The 20626-nt window shown below is 61.8% G+C and carries 17 protein-coding genes; 11 read left to right on the top strand and 6 right to left on the bottom strand.

What is annotated here, in order from left to right; genetic code table 11:
• Positions 1-76 precede the first annotated feature (76 nt).
• Positions 77-1024, bottom strand: a complete 948-nt coding sequence (locus RHIBR816_RS0127925) for a carbohydrate kinase family protein (RefSeq protein ID WP_018239878.1) — start codon at positions 1022-1024, stop codon at positions 77-79.
• A 231-nt stretch (positions 1025-1255) separates the two neighbouring features.
• Between RHIBR816_RS0127925 and recA the strand changes: the two genes are divergently transcribed.
• Positions 1256-2341, top strand: coding sequence for a recombinase RecA (gene recA, locus RHIBR816_RS0127920; protein WP_026187508.1), 1086 nt, complete (start codon positions 1256-1258; stop codon positions 2339-2341).
• Positions 2342-2570: 229 nt separating this feature from the next.
• Positions 2571-5234 carry an alanine--tRNA ligase gene (alaS, locus tag RHIBR816_RS0127915; protein WP_026187507.1) on the top strand — a complete coding sequence of 888 codons (2664 nt, stop codon included), beginning with the start codon at positions 2571-2573 and terminating at the stop codon, positions 5232-5234.
• Between the two features lie 47 nt (positions 5235-5281).
• Here the strand turns inward: alaS and RHIBR816_RS0127910 are convergent, their stop codons facing one another.
• A complete protein-coding gene (locus RHIBR816_RS0127910; protein ID WP_018239875.1) occupies positions 5282-6940 on the bottom strand; it encodes a SulP family inorganic anion transporter in 1659 nt (552 codons plus the stop codon).
• A gap of 166 nt (positions 6941-7106) precedes the next feature.
• Between RHIBR816_RS0127910 and RHIBR816_RS0127905 the strand changes: the two genes are divergently transcribed.
• Positions 7107-7955: a GyrI-like domain-containing protein gene (locus tag RHIBR816_RS0127905; RefSeq protein ID WP_018239874.1), complete on the top strand. Its 849-nt coding sequence runs from the start codon at positions 7107-7109 to the stop codon at positions 7953-7955.
• A gap of 184 nt (positions 7956-8139) precedes the next feature.
• On the opposite strand, the gene RHIBR816_RS0127900 is transcribed toward RHIBR816_RS0127905, so the two are convergent.
• The gene (locus RHIBR816_RS0127900) at positions 8140-9354 is read right to left on the bottom strand and encodes an NADP-dependent isocitrate dehydrogenase (protein ID WP_018239873.1); all 1215 of its coding nucleotides are present in this window, start codon (positions 9352-9354) and stop codon (positions 8140-8142) included.
• A gap of 206 nt (positions 9355-9560) precedes the next feature.
• Between RHIBR816_RS0127900 and RHIBR816_RS0127895 the strand changes: the two genes are divergently transcribed.
• The 3 genes from RHIBR816_RS0127895 (at position 9561) to RHIBR816_RS0127880 (ending at position 13104) form a co-directional block, all read left to right on the top strand.
• On the top strand, positions 9561-10388 hold the full coding sequence (locus tag RHIBR816_RS0127895) for an RNA methyltransferase (RefSeq protein ID WP_018239872.1): 828 nt from the start codon (positions 9561-9563) through the stop codon (positions 10386-10388).
• Entirely contained in the window at positions 10375-11178 is an 804-nt protein-coding gene (gene murI / locus RHIBR816_RS0127890) for a glutamate racemase (protein WP_018239871.1), read from the top strand. The genes RHIBR816_RS0127895 and murI overlap by 14 nt, the downstream gene beginning before the upstream one ends.
• Before the next feature lie 411 nt (positions 11179-11589).
• Positions 11590-13104: an ATP-binding protein gene (locus RHIBR816_RS0127880; RefSeq protein ID WP_018239869.1), complete on the top strand. Its 1515-nt coding sequence runs from the start codon at positions 11590-11592 to the stop codon at positions 13102-13104.
• 86 nt (positions 13105-13190) lie between these two features.
• Here the strand turns inward: RHIBR816_RS0127880 and RHIBR816_RS0127875 are convergent, their stop codons facing one another.
• Complete coding sequence (locus tag RHIBR816_RS0127875) at positions 13191-13526, bottom strand: cupin domain-containing protein (RefSeq protein ID WP_018239868.1); 336 nt, start codon at positions 13524-13526, stop codon at positions 13191-13193.
• A gap of 119 nt (positions 13527-13645) precedes the next feature.
• Between RHIBR816_RS0127875 and RHIBR816_RS0127870 the strand changes: the two genes are divergently transcribed.
• The 5 genes from RHIBR816_RS0127870 (at position 13646) to RHIBR816_RS0127850 (ending at position 17894) form a co-directional block, all read left to right on the top strand.
• The gene (locus RHIBR816_RS0127870; protein WP_018239867.1) at positions 13646-14173 is read left to right on the top strand and encodes a MarR family winged helix-turn-helix transcriptional regulator; all 528 of its coding nucleotides are present in this window, start codon (positions 13646-13648) and stop codon (positions 14171-14173) included.
• Positions 14174-14400: 227 nt separating this feature from the next.
• The gene (rpsD, locus tag RHIBR816_RS0127865) at positions 14401-15018 is read left to right on the top strand and encodes a 30S ribosomal protein S4 (RefSeq protein WP_018239866.1); all 618 of its coding nucleotides are present in this window, start codon (positions 14401-14403) and stop codon (positions 15016-15018) included.
• A 107-nt stretch (positions 15019-15125) separates the two neighbouring features.
• On the top strand, positions 15126-16073 hold the full coding sequence (locus RHIBR816_RS0127860) for a glutaminase (RefSeq protein WP_018239865.1): 948 nt from the start codon (positions 15126-15128) through the stop codon (positions 16071-16073).
• Positions 16074-16182: 109 nt separating this feature from the next.
• Positions 16183-17073, top strand: coding sequence for a tRNA 2-thiocytidine(32) synthetase TtcA (gene ttcA, locus RHIBR816_RS0127855; RefSeq protein ID WP_026187505.1), 891 nt, complete (start codon positions 16183-16185; stop codon positions 17071-17073).
• Positions 17070-17894 carry an inositol monophosphatase family protein gene (locus RHIBR816_RS0127850; protein ID WP_018239863.1) on the top strand — a complete coding sequence of 275 codons (825 nt, stop codon included), beginning with the start codon at positions 17070-17072 and terminating at the stop codon, positions 17892-17894. Before ttcA ends, RHIBR816_RS0127850 begins: the two co-directional genes overlap by 4 nt.
• A gap of 59 nt (positions 17895-17953) precedes the next feature.
• Here the strand turns inward: RHIBR816_RS0127850 and RHIBR816_RS0127845 are convergent, their stop codons facing one another.
• Both RHIBR816_RS0127845 and RHIBR816_RS0127840 read right to left on the bottom strand, forming a co-directional pair.
• Positions 17954-19183 carry an MFS transporter gene (locus RHIBR816_RS0127845; protein ID WP_018239862.1) on the bottom strand — a complete coding sequence of 410 codons (1230 nt, stop codon included), beginning with the start codon at positions 19181-19183 and terminating at the stop codon, positions 17954-17956.
• 150 nt (positions 19184-19333) lie between these two features.
• Positions 19334-20572 carry a multidrug effflux MFS transporter gene (locus RHIBR816_RS0127840; protein ID WP_026187503.1) on the bottom strand — a complete coding sequence of 413 codons (1239 nt, stop codon included), beginning with the start codon at positions 20570-20572 and terminating at the stop codon, positions 19334-19336.
• Between the last annotated feature and the right edge of the window lie 54 nt (positions 20573-20626).

Here is a 20626-nt window from a genome sequence, read left to right as displayed (position 1 = left end):
TCTTAAAAAGTGGGAGCGTGATGCGGGAGGAAAACTGCCCTTGCACTTTTCCGCCCGGAAAATTCGGCTGCCGATTTCATGACAGCATTTGCGGTTCCGGCACAAGGGCCAGCACCCGTGCAATATTGTCCGCCGACATCTCTTCTGCGGCGGCGAACGGCGAGTGGAGAGTGAGGACGGCGGCGGCGATGCCGTGTCGGAGACAGCCGGCGAGACCCATGCCGTCGAGCCGGGCGGCGAGAAAGCCCGATGCCAGCGCGTCGCCTGCACCGGTCACGTCTGCAAGCGCGGGCAGGGCGGGCGGCAGGACGATGCAGGCGTGTTTGCGGTCGAAGGCAACCGCAGCGTCCCCGCCGCGGGTTACAACCCCGCCGGCAAGGCCCGCAGACCGCAGCAGCGACGGCCATTCCTCTACGTTGGCGGCCTCGGCGCCGGTCAGCGCCCGGGCCTCGGCCTCGTTCATGAAGAGGAAGTCGAGCCCGGCCAGGCTTTGGCGGTACCGGACGACCTTGGCCGGGGAAACGGCGATGCCGGCAAGCATGCCGTGCGATCCGACCGTTGCATCGACCAGCGCTGTCAGCGTCTCTTGCGGCAGGTTGGCGTCCGTAAGTACAAGATCGCTCGCCGCGAGGATTTCGCGCGTCGCGCGCTGCTGCAGCCGCCGCGGCGAGAACAGCGCATAGAGCTCCATATCGGCGAGCGCGATCACCAGGTTGCCGTCGCGTTCGAGGATCGCCGTATAGCTCGGCGTCTTCCGGTCGAGAAAGGTGAACGGGCAATCAATGACGCCTGCAGTCGCCGCCGCGGCTGCCACCAGATCACCGGCCGGATCGCCGCCGCGCGGGCTGATCATCCGCACTTCGTGGCCAAGACGCGCCAGATTTCTGGCGGCGTTGAAGCCGCCGCCTCCCGCCTCCTCGAACCACGTCCCGGGATTGCTCGCTCCAGGCACCGTCGTGCCGCTGATACGGCCGCGTCGGTCGATATGGGCGCCGCCCAGAACGGTGATTTCCCGCTTCGTCATTCGAACACCTCTCTCGGCGAATCGGCACCATGGCGAAACGCCGGACCGAGCTGCCGCACAACCTGTGGAAATGCAGTACAATATCCCGTGAACAGGAACCGAACACCCAGGAGATATCTATTTTAGTTCAATAACTTGAAGCGCCATTGCCAAAACGGAACAAAACATGTACAAAAACTCCTGCGGCGGCTTCATTGCCTCGATAGCTCCAATAACCTAAAGGTGGACCCAATGGCACAAAACTCTTTGCGGCTCGTAGAGGACAAATCGGTGGACAAAAGCAAGGCACTTGAAGCGGCTCTTTCCCAGATCGAACGTTCGTTCGGCAAGGGATCGATCATGAAGCTCGGATCGAAGGACAGCGTCATCGAGATCGAGACCGTCTCGACCGGGTCGCTCGGCCTCGATATCGCGCTCGGCATCGGCGGCTTGCCGAAAGGCCGCATCATCGAGATTTACGGACCGGAAAGCTCGGGCAAGACGACCTTGGCGCTGCAGACCGTTGCCGAAGCGCAGAAGAAGGGCGGTATCTGCGCTTTCGTCGACGCCGAACACGCGCTCGATCCGGTCTATGCGCGCAAGCTGGGCGTCGATCTGGAAAACCTGCTGATCTCTCAGCCTGATACGGGCGAGCAGGCGCTCGAAATCACCGACACCCTGGTTCGCTCCGGCGCGATCGACGTGCTCGTCGTCGACTCGGTCGCAGCACTCGTGCCGCGTGCCGAAATCGAAGGCGAGATGGGCGACAGTCTGCCGGGCATGCAGGCCCGCCTGATGAGCCAGGCGCTGCGCAAGCTGACGGCGTCGATCTCCAAGTCCAACTGCATGGTGATCTTCATCAACCAGATCCGCATGAAGATCGGCGTGATGTTCGGTTCTCCCGAAACGACGACTGGCGGCAACGCCTTGAAATTCTACGCATCGGTCCGCCTCGACATCCGTCGTATCGGCTCGGTCAAGGAGCGCGAGGAAGTCGTCGGCAACCAGACGCGCGTAAAAGTCGTCAAGAACAAGATGGCGCCGCCCTTCAAGCAGGTCGAGTTCGACATCATGTATGGCGAGGGCGTTTCCAAGACCGGCGAACTGATCGACCTCGGGGTCAAGGCCGGCATCGTCGAGAAATCCGGTGCCTGGTTCTCCTACAACAGCCAACGCCTCGGCCAGGGCCGCGAGAACGCCAAGCTGTTCCTGCGCGACAATCCGGATCTAGCCCGAGAGATCGAGACGTCCTTGCGACAGAACGCCGGGCTCATTGCCGACCGGTTCCTGGAGAATGGCGGGCCTGAGAGCGACGGCGACGAAGCGGCCGACATGTAAGAGCCAGCCGCTTCTGTTTGCACCCTGTATCAACCGGCCATCGATCAGATCGGCCGGTTTTTGCTGCCGTCTGGACAGCATGATACGCGGAAGATAAAAGCCTGTGGTTCCGATGGCAGCGTCATCGGGGGAGGCGGCTATGCGTGATAGACGCGGGGTTGAAGGATAACGGCGCGCAGTGCGGAAAACGCGTAGGTCGCAGCCGGAATGTGCACAGATAGGACGCAAGATGAGCGGCGTGAATGAAATCCGGTCGATGTTTCTCGACTATTTCCGCAAGAACGGTCACGAGATCGTGTCGTCGAGTCCCCTCGTGCCGCGCAACGACCCGACATTGATGTTCACCAATGCGGGCATGGTGCAATTCAAGAACGTCTTTACCGGCCTCGAGCAGCGTCCCTATTCGACGGCGGTAACGGCGCAGAAATGCGTACGTGCCGGCGGCAAGCACAACGACCTCGACAATGTCGGCTATACGGCCCGGCACCACACGTTCTTCGAGATGCTCGGCAACTTCTCCTTCGGCGACTATTTCAAGGAGCGGGCGATCGAGCTCGCCTGGAACCTGATCACCAAGGAATATGGTCTCGACGCCAAGCGCCTGCTCGTGACCGTCTATCACACCGACGATGAAGCCTTCGGCCTCTGGAAGAAGATCGCCGGCCTCAGCGATGACCGCATCATCCGCATCCCGACGAGCGACAATTTCTGGGCGATGGGTGATACCGGCCCCTGCGGTCCGTGCTCGGAAATCTTCTACGACCACGGCGAACAGATCTGGGGTGGGCCGCCCGGTTCGGCGGATGAAGACGGTGACCGCTTCATCGAGATCTGGAACCTCGTCTTCATGCAGTACGAGCAGATTACCAAGGAAGAGCGGGTCAACCTGCCGCGCCCGTCGATCGATACCGGCATGGGCCTGGAGCGCCTCGCAGCCGTGTTGCAGGGCCAGCACGACAATTACGACATCGACCTGTTCCGCGCGCTGATCGCGGCCTCCGAGGAGGCGACAGGTGTCAAGGCGGAAGGCGACCGCCGCGCGAGCCATCGCGTCATCGCCGACCATCTGCGCTCCTCCGCCTTCCTGATCGCCGACGGCGTTTTGCCGTCGAACGAAGGCCGCGGCTATGTGCTTCGCCGCATCATGCGCCGCGCCATGCGCCATGCTCAGTTGCTCGGTGCGCAGGACCCGTTGATGTGGAAGCTCCTGCCGGCGCTCGTCGGCCAGATGGGCCGCGCCTATCCGGAACTGGTTCGAGCCGAAGCGCTCATTTCCGAGACGCTGAAGCTCGAGGAAACCCGCTTCCGCAAGACGCTGGAGCGTGGCCTGAACCTGCTTTCGGACGCTTCCGCCGACCTTTCCGAAGGTGACCAGTTCAACGGCGAGACCGCCTTCAAGCTCTACGACACCTACGGTTTTCCGCTCGACCTCACCCAGGATGCACTGCGCGCCAAGGGCATTACCGTCGACACTGACGCTTTCTCAGCTGCCATGGAGCGCCAGAAGGCAGAAGCCCGCGCCAACTGGGCCGGTTCCGGCGAAGCGGCAACCGAGACCATCTGGTTCGAGCTCAAGGAAAAACACGGCGCCACCGACTTCCTCGGTTATGACACCGAGACTGCCGAAGGTGTGATCCAGGCGATCGTACGCGACGGCGCCGCCGTTGCCTCGGCTGCCAAGGGTGACACCGTCCAGATCGTGCTCAACCAGACGCCGTTCTACGGCGAATCGGGTGGCCAGATGGGCGATACCGGCACGATCACCACCGAAGGCGGCAAGCTCACGGTGACCGACACGCAGAAGCGCGGCGAGGGGCTTTTCGTCCACTACGCTGTCGTTGCCGAAGGTTCGGTCAAGACCGGCGACGCCGCCCAGCTTGACGTCGATCACGCACGCCGCAGCCGCCTGCGCGCCAACCATTCGGCAACCCACCTCTTGCATGAGGCGCTGCGTGAAGTGCTCGGCACCCACGTGGCCCAGAAGGGTTCGCTGGTGGCACCCGAGCGGCTGCGTTTCGACGTATCGCATCCGAAGCCGATGTCGGCGGAGGAATTGAAGGTCGTCGAGGAGATGGCGAACGAGATCATCGTCCAGAACACGCCTGTGACGACACGCCTGATGAGCGTGGACGATGCCATCGCTGAAGGCGCCATGGCGCTTTTCGGCGAGAAATATGGTGACGAGGTCCGTGTCGTGTCGATGGGCCAGGGCATTCGCGGCTCGAAGGCCGGTAAGCCCTATTCGGTCGAACTTTGCGGCGGTACCCATGTCTCCGCGACCGGCGACATCGGCTTGGTGCGCGTCGTCTCGGAAAGCGCGGTCGGCGCCGGCGTTCGCCGCCTCGAGGCGCTGACCGGCGAAGCCGCGCGCGCCTACCTCAACGAACAGGACGACAGGGTGAAGACGCTGGCGGCGGCGCTGAAGGTGCAGCCCGGGGATGTTCTCGGGCGGGTCGAGACGCTGCTTGACGAACGGCGCAAGCTGGAGAGGGAACTTACCGAGGCGAAGAAGAAGCTTGCACTGGCAGGCGATGGCCAGAACGGGTCGGGCGATGCCGCCCGCGAGATCGGCGGCGTCCGGTTCCTCGGCAAGGTCGTTTCCGGCGTCGAGCCGAAGGACCTCAAGAGCCTTGCCGATGATGGCAAGAAGACGCTAGGATCCGGCGTCGTCGCTTTCGTCGGCGTGTCCGGCGACGGCAAGGCCAGCGCAGTGGTCGCCGTGACCGACGATCTCACGTCGAAGGTCAGCGCCGTCGATCTGGTGCGTGTCGCCTCGGCTGCGCTCGGCGGCAAAGGCGGCGGCGGGCGGCCCGACATGGCCCAGGCCGGCGGCCCGGACGGCGGGCGCGCCGCCGAAGCGATCGAGGCGGTTGCCGTCGCGCTGGCTGGATGAACGGCTTTGTCTGAAGGATGGAGAGAGGGGCGCTGCGGCGCCCTTTTTCATGCGCTCTCTTCGCTGCGGATGGTTTCGAGCGCTGCAGGGATCGAGGCGCGCATCACGACGCGGGGCGGGCGGACGTGATGCTGATAGAGGGCGCGGCGAACCTGCGTATTGGCCCCGACGATGACGAAGCGCACCCCGATCCTCTCCGCCTTGTTTAATGTACCTTCGATGACATTGGCGGCGGTCGAGTCCATGAAGGGGACTTCCGAGCAGTCGAGGACGAAGTTTCGGCGCTGGTCATTGATCCGGTCGAGCACCGTAGCAACGGTGGCCGCCGAGCCGAAGAAGAAGATTCCCGAGATCCGATAAATAACCGTATCGGGGTCATCGGCAATGACCGGGTGCTCTTCCTTGCCGTTCTCCACCCGCAGCATCTCCAGCGGCTTCGTCTCGCCGACCGAGATGTTTTTCGCCATCCGGTTTATGAACAGGATTGCGCCAAGTGCGACGCCGACCACGATCCCTTCCGTTAGGTCGCGGAAGACGACGATGAAAAATGTGGCGAGCAGCACGACGGCATCGCCGTAGGAGGATCGCAAGAGTGCCAAGAATGCCGGCTTTTCGATCATGTTCCAGGCGACGATCGCGAGGACGCCGGCAAGCGAGGCGAGCGGGACATAGCTTGCGAGCGGTGCTGCGAGAAGCATGAAGAGAAGAAGAAAGACGGAATGCAGCATGCCCGAGATGGGACTCGTCCCGCCGGCACGCACATTGGTGGCCGTCCGGGCAATGGTGCCGGTCACGCAAATGCCGCCGAAGAGCGCCGAACACAAATTGGCGATCCCCTGGGCGATCAACTCCATGCTGGATCGATGTCGCCGGCCCGTCATGCCGTCGGCAACCACGGCGGAAAGCAGGGACTCGATTGCGCCGAGGAGGGCGAAGGAGACCGCATCGGGGAAGACGGCGACGGCTTTCTCGAAAGAGAGCGGCGGCAAGGTCGGAAACGGCAGTCCCCGCGGAATACCGCCGAAGCGAGTGCCGATCGTTTCCGTCGGCAGGTTCAAGATGGCGACGAGGACCGATGCGACGGCGACGGCGATCAGCATGCCGGGCCAATGCGGCCGCAGTCGTCGCAACCCCAGAATAACACCGATTGTCAGGACTGCCGTCAGCGCGGCGGCCCAATTGACCGTATCGGCGGACCGGCCAAGTGCGACAATCTTCTCAACCATCGGCCCCGGTTCGCCACCGGCTAACGTTAGGCCGAAAAGATCGCGCAACTGGCTGGCAAAGATGATCACGGCAATGCCGGCCGTGAAGCCCACCGTGACGGGGTAGGGGATGAATTTTATGTACTGCCCCAGGTGCAGGTAACCGGCCGCGACAAGCATGACGCCGGCCATGGCCGTCGCGAGCAACAGCCCGTCGATGCCGTGCCGGGCGCCCGTCGCGGCGACGAGAACGATGAAGGCGCCCGCCGGGCCGCCGATCTGGACCCGGCTGCCGCCGAAGAGCGAGACGAGGAAGCCGCCGACGATTGCGGTATAAAGCCCACGATCGGGCGTGACGCCGGAGGCAATGGCGATCGCCATGGAGAGGGGCAGGGCGACGATGGCGACAGTCAGGCCGGCCAAGGCATCGGCCTTCAGTCGAGCAAGCCCGTATCCTTCTTGGAGGACGCTGACGGTTTTCGGGACGAGGGAATCGAGCATTGCGAGACTTCCGGATCCGCCACGTTGGCAGGATCGTACGTGCCGGGCATTCTCAGCCTATCTGAGTCGCCATGCGGCACAAGCGAATGGACGAGCTCAGGTCAGCAGGATTTGTCAAAGCGATACGTGGTTTGAACGTAGTCGAGCGAAACGCGAAAGGTTCGATATGACGGGCGGTTCATGGGCGACATATGAGAGGCGCCTTCATCGCGTCTCGGCCCATATCTACGCACATCTCGACGAAGAGCTGGATGTCGATCGGATATCGGAGATCGCCTGCCTGTCGCCGCATCATTGGCATCGCATCTACCGGGCGGTGTATGGCGAGACCTTGGCTGCAACGGTCAAGAGATTGCGGCTGCAGCGGGCGGCGGCGGATCTTGTGCAAAGCGAACTCACAGTCGATGCGATCGCGCGACGCTCGGGCTACCCGAATGTTCAGTCCTTCAACCGCACCTTCAAGGCCGTCTACGGCCTTCCGCCGGCGCGCTACAGGAAGGAGGGCAGCCACAAAACCTTTGAAACCGCTTCTATGGAAGGAAATGCTGTCATGTACGAGGTTACGCTGAAGACGATAGATCCGCTGACGCTGCTGGGCGTAGCCCATTCCGGCTCTTACATGGGCATCGGTCAGGCTTTCGAGACGCTCTACGGCACTCTTTTCGCACGTGGCCTGTTCCGGCCGGACATGGAAATGATCGGCATCTACTTGGACGACCCGGAACTGGTGGAGACGGATAAACTCCGGTCCTTCGCCTGCGTGACGACAAAGGACGAGGCGGCGATGGAGGCACCGCTGACGCCGCAGACGATAGACGGGGGGCAATATGCCGTGCTGCGGCATAAGGGTCCCTATGCCGACATGCCGAAGGCTTATCAATGGCTCTACGGGACCTGGCTGCAGAACTCGGGCCGAGAAATCCGCGACAGTGTCATGTTCGAGAAATATCTCAACAATCCCCGCGAGGTGGCACCGACCGAACTGCTCACGGAAATCTATCTGCCGCTGAAGTAACGCGATTCACGCCACCTGGGCCGTCTCATAGATCACTTCATCGTTTCATTGAAACGGTTAAATGATCTAACTCTTTGAAATTACGCAATTGCGGGCGGAAAACCGTTACACACTTTTCCTGGAATTGCTCGAGAAAAACCCGGCGCGAAGCCGGGTTTCTTCAGTTACGTCAGTGCCGGACCGCTTAAGCGGCCATGGCCTTCTTCAGGTTCTCGTCGATCTTGTCGAGGAAGCCGGTGGTCGAGAGCCACGGCTGATCGGGACCGATGAGCAGCGCCAGGTCCTTGGTCATGAAGCCGGCTTCGACGGTGTCGACGCAGACCTTCTCCAGCGTATCGGCGAACTTGGCAAGCTCGGTGTTGCCGTCGAGCTTGGCGCGGTGAGCGAGGCCACGGGTCCAGGCGAAGATCGACGCGATCGAGTTGGTCGAGGTTTCCTCACCCTTCTGGTGCTGGCGGTAGTGGCGGGTAACGGTGCCGTGCGCGGCTTCCGCTTCGACCGTCTTGCCGTCCGGAGTCATCAGCACCGAGGTCATCAGGCCGAGCGAGCCGAAGCCCTGGGCAACGATATCCGACTGCACGTCGCCGTCATAGTTCTTGCAGGCCCAGACGTAGCCGCCGGACCACTTCAGCGCCGAGGCGACCATGTCGTCGATCAGGCGGTGTTCGTACCAGAGCTTCTCGGCCTTGAACTTCTCGGCGAACTCTTCGTCGAAGACCTTCTGGAAGATGTCCTTGAAACGGCCGTCATAGACTTTGAGGATGGTGTTCTTGGTCGAGAGGTAGACCGGAACCTTGCGCTGCAGGCCGTAGTTGAACGACGCGCGGGCGAATTCGGTGATCGAATCGTCGAGGTTGTACATGCCCATGGCAACACCGGCAGACGGGGCGTCGAAGACGTCGTATTCGATTTCCTTGCCGTCTTCACCGACGAACTTCATCGTCAGCTTGCCCTTGCCCGGGAACTTGAAATCGGTGGCGCGGTACTGGTCGCCGAAGGCGTGACGGCCGACGATGATCGGCTTGGTCCAGCCGGGCACGAGGCGCGGCACGTTCTTGCAGATGATCGGCTCGCGGAAGATGACGCCGCCGAGGATGTTGCGGATCGTGCCGTTCGGCGACTTCCACATCTTCTTCAGCTTGAATTCCTCGACGCGGGCCTCATCTGGCGTGATCGTCGCGCATTTTACGCCGACACCATGCTTCTTGATGGCGTTCGCGGCGTCGATCGTCACCTGGTCTTCGGTCGCATCGCGGTTCTCGACGCTGAGATCGTAATATTCGAGATCGAGGTCGAGATAGGGATGGATCAGCTTGTCCTTGATGAACTGCCAGATGATGCGGGTCATCTCATCGCCGTCGAGCTCAACGACCGGATTGGCGACCTTGATCTTTGCCATGAATATGCCTCGTAGCTTGCGGAGCACCGCGTGCGGCATTCCGACGGTGGGAAAATCCAGAGCCCTATAGCACTGTGAACCCACAAGGCAAAGCATGCTTGGCCGAAACTTTGGGTGATGCAGGAAGGTTGCCGACTTCAGCGTCCCGGCTTTAACTTCGAGGGCTTTTGTGCGAGGGAAGCGGCGAACAGAGGCAAAGTATCACGATGGCAGGCACCAACAGCGAGCGCGAACTCTTGACCGAAGGTCCGGCGATCATTCTCGCCTATCCGCAGCTCGGCGAAAATATCGGCATGGTGGCGCGGGCGATGGCGAATTTCGGCTTGTCGGAGCTGCGTCTCGTCAATCCGCGCGACGGTTGGCCGAGTGAAAAGGCGCGCTCGGCCGCGAGCCGCGCCGATCATGTGATCGACGGGGCTAAGCTCTATAACACGCTCGAGGAGGCAATCGCCGACCTCAACTTCGTCTACGCCACCACGGCCCGCGACCGTGACGGCTACAAGCCGGTGCGTTCGCCGATCGTCGCCGCTCGTTCGCTCCGGCAGCGCTTCAAGATCGGAGAGGCGGTTGGGATCATTTTCGGTCGTGAGCGCACCGGATTGACGAATGAAGAAGTGGCACTGGCGGACGAGATCGTGACCTTCCCGGTCAATCCCGCCTTCGCCTCGCTCAATCTCGCCCAGGCCGTATTGCTGATGTCGTATGAATGGATGAAGACGGGCATGGAGTCGGAGGATGAGACGTCGTTTCAGGCAATCGAGCAGCGGCCGGCCACGAAGGATCATCTCCAGGGCCTGTTCGATCATCTCGAGGAGGCGCTCGACGCGCGCAATTATTTTCGCTCCGCCGACAAAAGGCCGAAATTGGTGGAAAATCTCCGCGCCGTTCTGACAAGGCCATCCTTCAGCGAATCGGAAATCCAGGTGCTGCGCGGCGTCATCTCATCGCTCGACCGGTTCACGCGGGAAAACCCGCGGGGTTCGGGCGCGCCGGCGCGCAGCAGGAAGGTGCAAGGCGGCGGTGACGACGACTGAACTGAAACCCATTCTCGTCTTCGACAGCGGGATCGGCGGCCTGACGGTGCTGCGCGAGGCGCGCGTGCTGATGCCGGAACGGCACTTCATCTATATCGCCGACGATGCCGGCTTTCCCTATGGCGGATGGGAGGAGAGCGCCCTGAAGGAGCGGGTGATCGCGCTTTTCGGTCAGCTTCTGGCCGACCACGATCCGGAAATCTGCATCATTGCCTGCAATACGGCCTTCACGCTCGTCGGAGCGGACCTGCGGGCGGCCTATCCGCAGATGACCTTCGTCGGCACGGTGCCGGCGATCAAGCCGGCGGCCGAGCGCACGCGTTCGGGCCTCGTCTCGGTTCTGGCAACGCCCGGCACGGTGAAGCGCGCCTATACCCGCGATCTGATCCAATCCTTCGCTATGCAGTGCCATGTGCGCCTCGTCGGCTCGGAGAACCTGGCACGCATGGCGGAAGCCTATATCCGCGGCGACAAGCTCGAGGACGAGGCGGTGCTGGCGGAAATCGCCCCGTGTTTCGTTGAGATGGACGGCAACAAGACCGACATCGTTGTGCTAGCCTGCACGCACTATCCGTTCATGGCGAACGTCTTCCGGCGGCTGGCGCCCTGGCCGGTCGACTGGCTCGATCCGGCCGAGGCGATTGCGCGGCGGGCGCGTTCGCTGGTCCCGCTGCCGAACGGTTTCGAACCGCTGAACGGCGAGGATCCGGCGATCTTCACCTCCGGCAAGCCGGATTTCGCAACGCGACGATTGATGCAGGGCTTTGGGCTTACGGTGCGTTCTGCATGAGCGTCAAAACGCCGTCGGCAGATGAAGACGGCTACAGCAAGGACAATGGCAACGGCAAGCGCGAGGCTAAGCCACGAGCGCTTCGGCCCGCGAGATGACGCGGTAGGCATCCTTGCCCGCCTCGCGCATATGCTTGTCAAATTGAAAGTGGTTCTCGGTTTCGCGCTGGGACATCAGTGGAGTCGTATGCCTATGTCGCCCGTCATCGGGTGATTCGAGATATGGGAACGGTTACACCCGATTTCCACTTTTGCGGGCTTTTTGCGGCAAAGCAGCCTTGCGATGTCCGAGGGACTACGTATTCCTGTGAGTTGTCGGAACGTGGTCCTGACCGCGGGCAAAACCGTGCTAGGTGTGCCCTGTTTGGCGATCCGGCCAAATCGCGAATCAATCGGTGACGAAGAGGTGGGAATGAAAGTCGGCATCGACATGGGAACGACGTCCGAGGGGACTTCGGCCTCGCTCGATATCGAAGAGCTTCTGGCAACGCGTCTCCTGGTGCAGGGCAATTCCGGCTCCGGCAAATCGCATCTGTTGCGCCGCCTGCTCGAGCAGTCCGCCCCCTGGGTGCAGCAGTGCATCATCGACCCGGAAGGCGATTTCGTTACGCTCGCCGACAAGTTCGGCCATGTGGTGATCGAGGGCGAGCGGACGGATGCGGAACTGATCGGCATTGCGACGCGCATTCGCCAGCATCGCGTATCCTGCGTGCTTTCGCTCGAAGGTCTCGACGTCGAGCAACAAATGCGCAGCGCCGGCGTGTTCCTGAATGCGATGTTCGATGCGGATCGTGACTACTGGTATCCTGTTCTGGTCGTCGTCGACGAGGCGCAGATGTTCGCGCCCTCGGTCGGGGGCGACGTGTCCGAAGAGGCGCGCAAGGTGTCGCTCGGCGCGATGACCAATCTGATGTGCCGCGGCCGCAAGCGCGGTCTTGCCGGCGTCATCGCGACGCAGCGCCTGGCGAAGCTTGCGAAGAACGTCGCGGCGGAAGCCTCCAACTTCCTGATGGGGCGCACCTTCCTCGATATCGACATGCAGCGCGCCGCGGATCTGCTCGGCATGGACCGTCGCACGGCAGAAATGTTTCGCGACCTGAAGCGCGGCTCGTTTGTGGCGCTCGGCCCGGCGCTTTCCCGTAGGCCGCTGAAGGTGACGATCGGTTCGGTCGAGACCTCGGCACGCTCGACGAGCCCGAAGCTGATGCCCTTGCCGGAAGCGCCGCAGGACGTCGCGGACCTGATCTTCACGCCGGATCCGGAGGAACTGAGCCGCCCCATTATCCGCCGTGCCGCGCCCCAGCCGCGCCCGGCAAGTGACATCCTTGCGGAATTGTCGCGGCCGCGGCCGGAGCCTGTGGCGCTGGTCGAATCGAAACCCGCCCAGCCGGAACTCTCCGTCGAGGAGCGGGAAGCTTTGCTCGACGGCGTCTTCGCCGAGATTCTCGCAATCCCGGAGGCGGCGTTCCGGCCCGATGCCGAGCTATATCAAGATTTCCTCGTCCGCTGCCGCATCCGCCGTGTGCCAGGCTCCGCGCCGTCACTCAGTGTTTTTCGGCGCAAGACGGCCGTGGCCCGCTCTGGAGTCGATGCCGAAACGGCGGCGACTGAAGCGTGGGCGTCGGCTCTTAAACTCGCCGATCGCGTGACCGAAGACCTGCAGGGCGTTTTCCTGATGATGGCGCAGGCGGCCGTGCGTGGAATGCCATGCCCTTCTGACGCGATGATCGCACGCGCTTACGGTACCCACTCGGCCCGCCGTGCGCGGCGGCTCCTCGGCTATTTCGAAGAGCAGGGGCTGATCGTCGTGCACGCGGATTTCGCCGGCAAACGAATCGTCGCTTTTCCTGATCTTGCTGCGGAAACTGCGCCAGGTGACGCGAACGGGCCTGATACGGCGAATCCGGCGGCCGCCGCGGCGGAGTGAGTCCCTCTCGCGTCGGAGACGTCATTTCCATATGCACATCCCTGCTGCTGGCTTACCGCGCGGCACACCCGGTTGCCGCGCCTGAACTAGAGCCAGCTTTGGATGACCCGATCGGACGCATGGATGCAGGTCATCTCCAGACGACTGGTGCCAGTGTTGACGAAACGATGCGGGGTTTCAGGGTCGACGACGATGATATCACCGGTCTTGCCCGTGATCGTTTGTGCATCAACCGTGAACTCAACCTCGCCGGAGTGAATGATCCAAGTCTCGGGATAAGGATGGACATGAAGAGCCGGACCTTGGCCCGGGGCGGCGTCCATCAGGAAGACCGAAATCGGCGTGCCGTACTGGCCGCCTTCGAAGAGGATCGTTCGGTTGGGGCTCTGCTTCTGCTCAGCACGAGGAATGACATGAAACATCCTAGCCTCCATTTTCGGTCCGATTGGCTTCCTGTACGAAATGATTTATCTTGACGAGAAGATATTACCTCAATCTATCTTCTCGTCAAGATATATCGTTGCAGCCACCGGAGTTAGCGATGCAGAATGATAAAGACGAGAGTGACCACGTCGACCGGTTGCGGGTGCAGTGGGAGCGTGAGCTGCCCGATCTCGATACCGAGCCAATGGCGATCCTCGGGCGCGCCTACCGTCTTTCAAATCTGGTGCGCCCGTCGATCGAGGAGACCTTTGCCTCCTTCAGCCTCGACCGCGGCGAGTTCGACGTGATCTCGACGCTCAGGCGATCCGGGCCGCCTTATCGGTTGACACCGACCGATCTCTATACGCTTCTGATGATCTCGTCTGGCGGGCTCACGCATAGGCTCGATCGATTGCAGAAGGCGGGCCTGATCGTGCGCGAGCGCTCTGCATCGGATGGCCGCAGCAGCGTTGTCGGATTGACTGAAAAAGGGATTGCGCTTGCGGAAGAGGCATTTCGCGCCGATATGGCGAGCGAGACGCGATATCTTGAAGGGCTCGGCAAGGAAGACCGCGCCGCACTCGGTGCGCTTCTCAGGAAACTGCTTATTTCGTTGGAACGGGCCGAGGCGGGTGATCCGGTTTGAACCGACGCTGGTTGCCACGATTTCGTTTGACAATGTGGTTCGCAACCACTAAAGCCGCCCCAACGCCGGGCAGCGATGCCCGGTGTTTCATTTGACATGTCCCGTGGTTTCTCCGGCAGCGTGATCGTGAGAAGCCTGTCAGAACTCCCAAAATGGGTTCAGAGGAGGGCGTGTTTCCTTGATCCGGCTTGGCAACAAGCCGGTGTAACCGTTTGAAAGGAAATGCGATGAGCAAGCGCGAATCGTCCAAGTACAAAATTGACCGCCGCATGGGCGAAAACATCTGGGGCCGTCCGAAGTCCCCGGTCAACCGCCGCGAATACGGCCCGGGCCAGCACGGCCAGCGCCGCAAGTCCAAGCTCTCCGACTTCGGCGTGCAGCTGCGCGCCAAGCAGAAGCTGAAGGGCTACTACGGCGACATCCGTGAAAAGCAGTTCCGCGCAATCTTCGCTGAGGCTTCCCGCCGCAAGGGCGACACCCCGGAGAACCTGATCGGCCTTCTCGAATCGCGCCTCGACGCGATTGTCTACCGCGCCAAGTTCGTTCCGACCGTCTTTGCCGCTCGCCAGTTCGTCAACCATGGCCACGTCAAGGTCAACGGCGTTCGCGTCAACATCGGTTCCTACCGTTGCAAGCCGGGCGACGTCATCGAGGTTAAGGACAAGTCCAAGCAGCTGGTTACGGTCCTCGAATCCGTTCAGCTCGCTGAGCGCGACGTTCCGGACTATATCGAAGCCGATCACAACAAGATGGTCGCGACCTTCGTTCGCGTTCCGGCCCTGACCGACGTTCCATACCCGGTCGTCATGGAGCCGCACCTGGTCGTCGAATTCTATTCGCGTTAATCCGGGCCTGGCCAGACAATTACGAAAACCGCCCGGAGACGGGCGGTTTTTTTTGTACGTTGGAGCGAGCCCATTCGTAGTGGCCGCTTGAGATCGAGGAGTGCCGTATGCCCGAGCAGAAAGCGCCACAGGATCTGCAATCGATCCTCGACGACATCTATCGCGAGCTGACACCACGGCTCGGCGAGGGCAAGGTTGCCGACTATATTCCGCAGCTTGCCCGCGTCGATCCCCGGCATTTCGGCATGGCAATCGTCACGACGGACGGCGCGGTGCATCGTGTCGGCGATGCGGAGGTGCCGTTCTCGATCCAGAGCATTTCAAAGGTGTTCACGCTGACGCTGGCGCTCGGCAAGCATGGCGAGAATATTTGGCGCCGGGTCGGGCGCGAGCCATCCGGTTCAGCCTTCAACTCGATCGTGCAGCTCGAGCACGAAGGCGGCAAGCCGCGCAATCCATTCATCAATGCCGGGGCGATCACGATCAGCGATCTTATCCTCGCCGGCCATACGCCGAAGGAACTGATCGGCGAGATCGTGCGCTTCGTGCGTTATCTTGCCGACGACGAGAATATCGTTATCGACCACGAGGTGGCCCGCTCCGAGACCGCCACAGGCTTCCGCAACTTCGCACTTGCCAGCTTCATGCGGTCCTTCAGCCGCCTTGATCATCCGGTCGAGCATGTGCTCGGCGTCTATTTCCACCATTGTGCGCTTGCCATGACCTGCAGCCAGCTCGCCAAGGCCGGCCTGTTCCTGGCTGCCGGCGGCACCAATCCTCTGACCGGCCATTCCGTCGTGTCGCGCCAGCGGGCGCGGCGCATCAATGCGCTGATGCTCACTTGCGGCCACTATGACGGTTCCGGTGATTTCGCCTATCGCGTCGGCTTGCCCGGCAAAAGCGGCGTCGGCGGTGGCATCATGGCCGTTGCGCCCGGCAAGGCGTCGATTGCCGTCTGGTCGCCTGGCCTCAACGAGAACGGCAATTCGCTGCTCGGATCGCTCGCTCTTGAGATGCTGGCCGCACGTACCGGGTGGTCGGTCTTCGGGCCGTGACTAACGGGCGGCTTCCCGCTTTTTCCTTGATCTTCCCGGCTGGACGGGGCAAGTGCTGGTGCAGACCGTTGGGCGCTCCATTGTGCCCGCAGATGCCGGGATCGCCCCCATGGAACTCTCACCATCGCCTGAGCGCGAGATGATGGACGTTGCTGCCAATGCGGAAGATAGCGTCTTCGACGCCGGCGCACATCCGTTGTTTGCGCGGATGCCGTCTTCCGTCTCCTTCAACAAGCTGAGGAAACGCCTGCTACGTCAGGTGCGTCAGGCTTTCGACGATTTCGGCATGCTGAAGGGGTCGAAGCGCTGGCTTGTCGGCGTTTCCGGCGGGAAGGACAGCTACAGCCTCTTGGCGCTGCTGATGGACCTGCAGTGGCGCGGGCATCTGCCAGTAGAGCTGATTGCCTGCAATCTCGACCAGGGCCAGCCGAACTTTCCGAAACACATCCTGCCGGACTACCTCGCCTCGATCGGCGTCAGGTACCGGATCGAGTATCGCGATACCTATTCGATCGTGAAGGAGAAGGTGCCGACGGGCGCGACCTATTGCTCGCTCTGTTCTCGGCTGAGACGTGGCAACCTCTACCGTATCGCGCGGGAGGAGGGGTGCGACGCGCTGGTTCTCGGGCATCATCGCGACGATATTCTCGAAACCTTCTTCATGAACCTCTTCCATGGCGGCCGGCTCGCATCCATGCCGGCGAAACTGCTCAATGACGAAGGCGACCTGACGGTCTTGAGGCCGCTGGCCTATGCCGCAGAGGACGACCTTCAGAAGTTCGCCGCGGCGATGGAATTCCCGATCATCCCCTGCGACCTTTGCGGTTCGCAGGATGGTCTCGAGCGCAACGCCATGAAGGCGATGCTTACCGATATCGAGCGCCGCATGCCCGGTCGCAAGGATACAATGCTGCGCGCGCTCGGACACGTGAACCCCTCGCACCTGCTCGATCCGAAGCTGTTCGATTTCCAATCCCTTTCTCCGGAGCCCAAAGAATGAGCCAGCCCGTCGACATCGCCGCCCTTGCCAATCTTTTGCAGGAGGCGGCGGTGAAGGAGATCCTGCCTCGCTTCCGGAACTTGGATTCGGGCGATGTGCGGGTGAAATCCGAGGCGATCGATCTGGTGACCGAAGGCGATGAGGCGGCCGAGAGGCTGATCAAGTCGAAGATCGATACCGTCGCACCGGGCGCGGTCTTCATCGGTGAGGAGTCGGTCGCTGCCGACCCGGCGCTCCTCGACAAGCTGGCGGATGCCGATTTCGCTATCGTCGTCGATCCGATCGACGGGACATTCAATTTCGCAGCCGGCCTGCCGCTCTTCGGCGTGATGGCGAGCGTCGTCGCCAAGGGCGAAACCGTCGCCGGCATCATCTACGATCCGCTCGGCAATGATTGGGTAATTGCCGAAAGGGGGTCCGGCGCCTGGATGTGCCGGCCGAACGGATCGCAGGAGAAGCTCTCGGTCACCGCCGGCGTACCGCTCGAGAGCATGGTCGGCGGCGCATCAACGGGCTTCTACAAGGAAGACGACCGCCGGATCGTCATGGCCAATATGGCCAAGGTGAGGATCGCCACCAGCTACCGCTGTGCCGCGCATGAGTATCGTATCTTCGCTGCGGGTCATCTGCATTTCCTGATGTACCAGAAGCTCATGCCGTGGGACCACCTCGCCGGCACGCTGATCGCCGAAGAGGCCGGCGCCTATGCGGCGCGCTTCGACGGATCGCCCTACCTTCCGGCACACACCAATGGCGGGCTGCTGCTTGCGACGGACAAAGAAAGCTGGGAGGCGTTGCGGCGCGAAGTCTTCACGGTGTGACAAGGACGATGAAGAGATCGTGATGAGAAGCCCGCCCGGAACACCGCGCGGGCTTTTTCTTATAGGTGGCCACCACCGTGGTCAGGCTCAGTATGCATATCGCCCGGATGCGTGAAGAGCTTTCCGTTTTCCGCCCAGAGCGTTGCGGCAATGGTCAGCAGTCCGAAGAGCGCGTAACCACCGAACAAGGGCTGCAGCGTGCCGTTGAAAAGTTGGCCGACGGCGCTGCCGATCAGGGCGCCGGCAGTCGTCGAGATGAAGCCGGTGATCGCCGTCGCCGTTCCGGCGAGGTGCCCCATTGGCTCGAGGCTGATGGCCGTGAAGTTGGTGGCGATCACGGCAAAAAACATCAAAAGCACCGAGAACAGCAGATAGCTGACGACGAAGGCCGGCGTGCCGGCCAACGAAAGAGCGTAGCCGACGGCTGCAATCAGCGTGAACAGGATCAGCGCAGCATGCGAAATGCGGCGCATGCCGAAGCTGCGGACGAAGAAGCCATTTGCAAAGTTTGCGACCGCGATGCCGCCGGCCGTTCCGGCAAAGGCGATCGGCAGCCAATCGGCAAGGCCGTAAATCTCACCGAAGACCTGCTGAACGCTGACGATGTAAGCGCAGATAACCGCCGTGAACAGCGTAAGCCCGATCATGTAGCCGCAGGTGATGCGGTTCGTCAGGACCGTCCGGAATCCGGACAGGATAGCGCCGACGGAGAGTGGCATGCGCTCTTCGGCCGATAGCGACTCCGACATGCGGGTCAAGGCCAAACCGAACAAAGCGAGGCCGATCAGCCCGATGAGGATGAAGATCCAGTGCCAATTCGCATACATGATGACAAGCTGTCCGAGCGACGGAGCGACGATCGGCACGATCATGAAGACGATCATCACATAGGACATGACGCGCGCCATCTCGCGGCCGCCGAAGCAGTCGCGGACGATCGCCATGGTGGTGATGCGCACTGCCGCGGCACCGATGCCCTGGATGAAGCGAAGCACCAGCAGCGCTTCGAAACTCGTCGCCTGCGAGGCGGCGAAGCTCGAGACGGTGAAGAAGGCCAAGCCGCCGAGCAACACCACGCGGCGGCCGAAGGCGTCGGAAAGGCTGCCGAAGAAAATCTGCGAGAAGCCGAATCCGAGGAAGAATATGCCGATGACGAGCTGTGCATCGTTGGCATTGGCAACGTCGAACGACTGCCCGATGCTCGAAAGCGCCGGCAGCATGCTGTCGATCGCGAGCGCCACGCTTGCCGTCATCACGGCAATCGTCACGATGAATTCGACGAGGCCCATTCCGATACGAGCCGCACCCGAAACCGAGTTGGTATCTCCCGCTTGTTGTCGGGCGTTGAGAGTGTCTTCTGAGATGGAAGTCATTGGAATATCCACAATAGGCAGATTTGGGAGGAACAAGCCGGCTGTTGTGCCACACCGGGCATCCGGCTAGCCGGCAGGATTGTGCGGTTTGAAAAGCCGGCCGCCCTCTGCAATCAGCACAAAGACGAGGGCAAGGACAGCTACGGTAGAAAAGCCGACGGCAAGCGGCGTCACCGTGCCGTCAAAGGCCTGGCCGATGACGGCGCCAATGACCCCGCCGGTGATCGTCTGCACGAAGCCGAGGACCGACGAGGCCGTACCGGCCACATGTCCAAGCGGCTCCATCGCCATGGCGTTGAAATTGGCAAAGATCACCCCGAACTGGAACATCGCCGCGGCGTAGAGAATCACAAAGACGGGCAGTGACAGCGGCCCGGTCAGGGACGCGGACATCCAGACGAAGCTTGCCAGGGTAAAGCCGAGAAGCGCTGCGTGCGAAAGCGCCCGCATGCCAAACCGCCGCACGAGACGGGAATTGGTAAAGGACGCGACCGCCATCAGGCCTGCGAAGGCAGCGAACGCGACCGGAAACCACACGCCGAGGCCGTAGATGCCGACAAGGACCTGCTGCGCCGAATTGATGAAGCCGAAGAGCGCGCCGAAGACCACGGATGTGGCCAACGTATAGAAAAGGGCAATCCGGTTCGTCAGCACGATACGGAAGCCGTCCAAGATCGCAGAGGCCGTGAAGGGCCGTCGATTTGCAGGAGCCAGGGTCTCCCTGAGGCGCATCGTCACAGGAACCGAGACGGTGAGCCCGAACAGGGCGATGACGAGGAAGATCATGTGCCATTCGGCAAAGATCATGATCAGTTGGCCGATGCTCGGTGCGATGACCGGGACGATCATGAACACCATCATGACCAGCGACATGATCTCCGCCATCTGGCGGCCGCCATAGATGTCACGGACGATGGAGACGGTCACGACCCGGGTCGCGGCCGCGCCGATCCCCTGGACGAAGCGGAAGAATAGAAGCGCCGCGAAGGTCGGCACGAAGACGATCGCCAGGGCGCTCAGGGAATAGAGCGCCAGGCCGCCGATCAGCGGCACCTTCCGCCCGAACCGATCGGAAAGCGGTCCGAAGAAGAGCTGGGCGAAACCCATGCCGAACAGATAGGCGGACAGGATATATTGGCGGTCGTTTTCATCGGTGACGCCGAGGCTCGCGCCGATTTCCTGCAGGCCCGGCAGCATGATGTCGATCGAAACGGCGTTGATCGACATCAGCATGGCCATGAGCGCGATGAACTGGACCTTCGTCAGTCCCGATAGGGTAGCGGTTTGATCAATGGGCCTTGTCATTTCGTGAATCCCTTGCGACCGGGAGAGATGGCAACCGGTCTACCGCGCTCCACC

The sequence above is a fragment of the Ensifer sp. BR816 genome (assembly GCF_000378985.1).
GTDB lineage: Bacteria > Pseudomonadota > Alphaproteobacteria > Rhizobiales > Rhizobiaceae > Sinorhizobium.
Note: the sequence above shows the minus strand (reverse complement) of the source record. Positions and strands in the feature narration are given on the sequence as shown.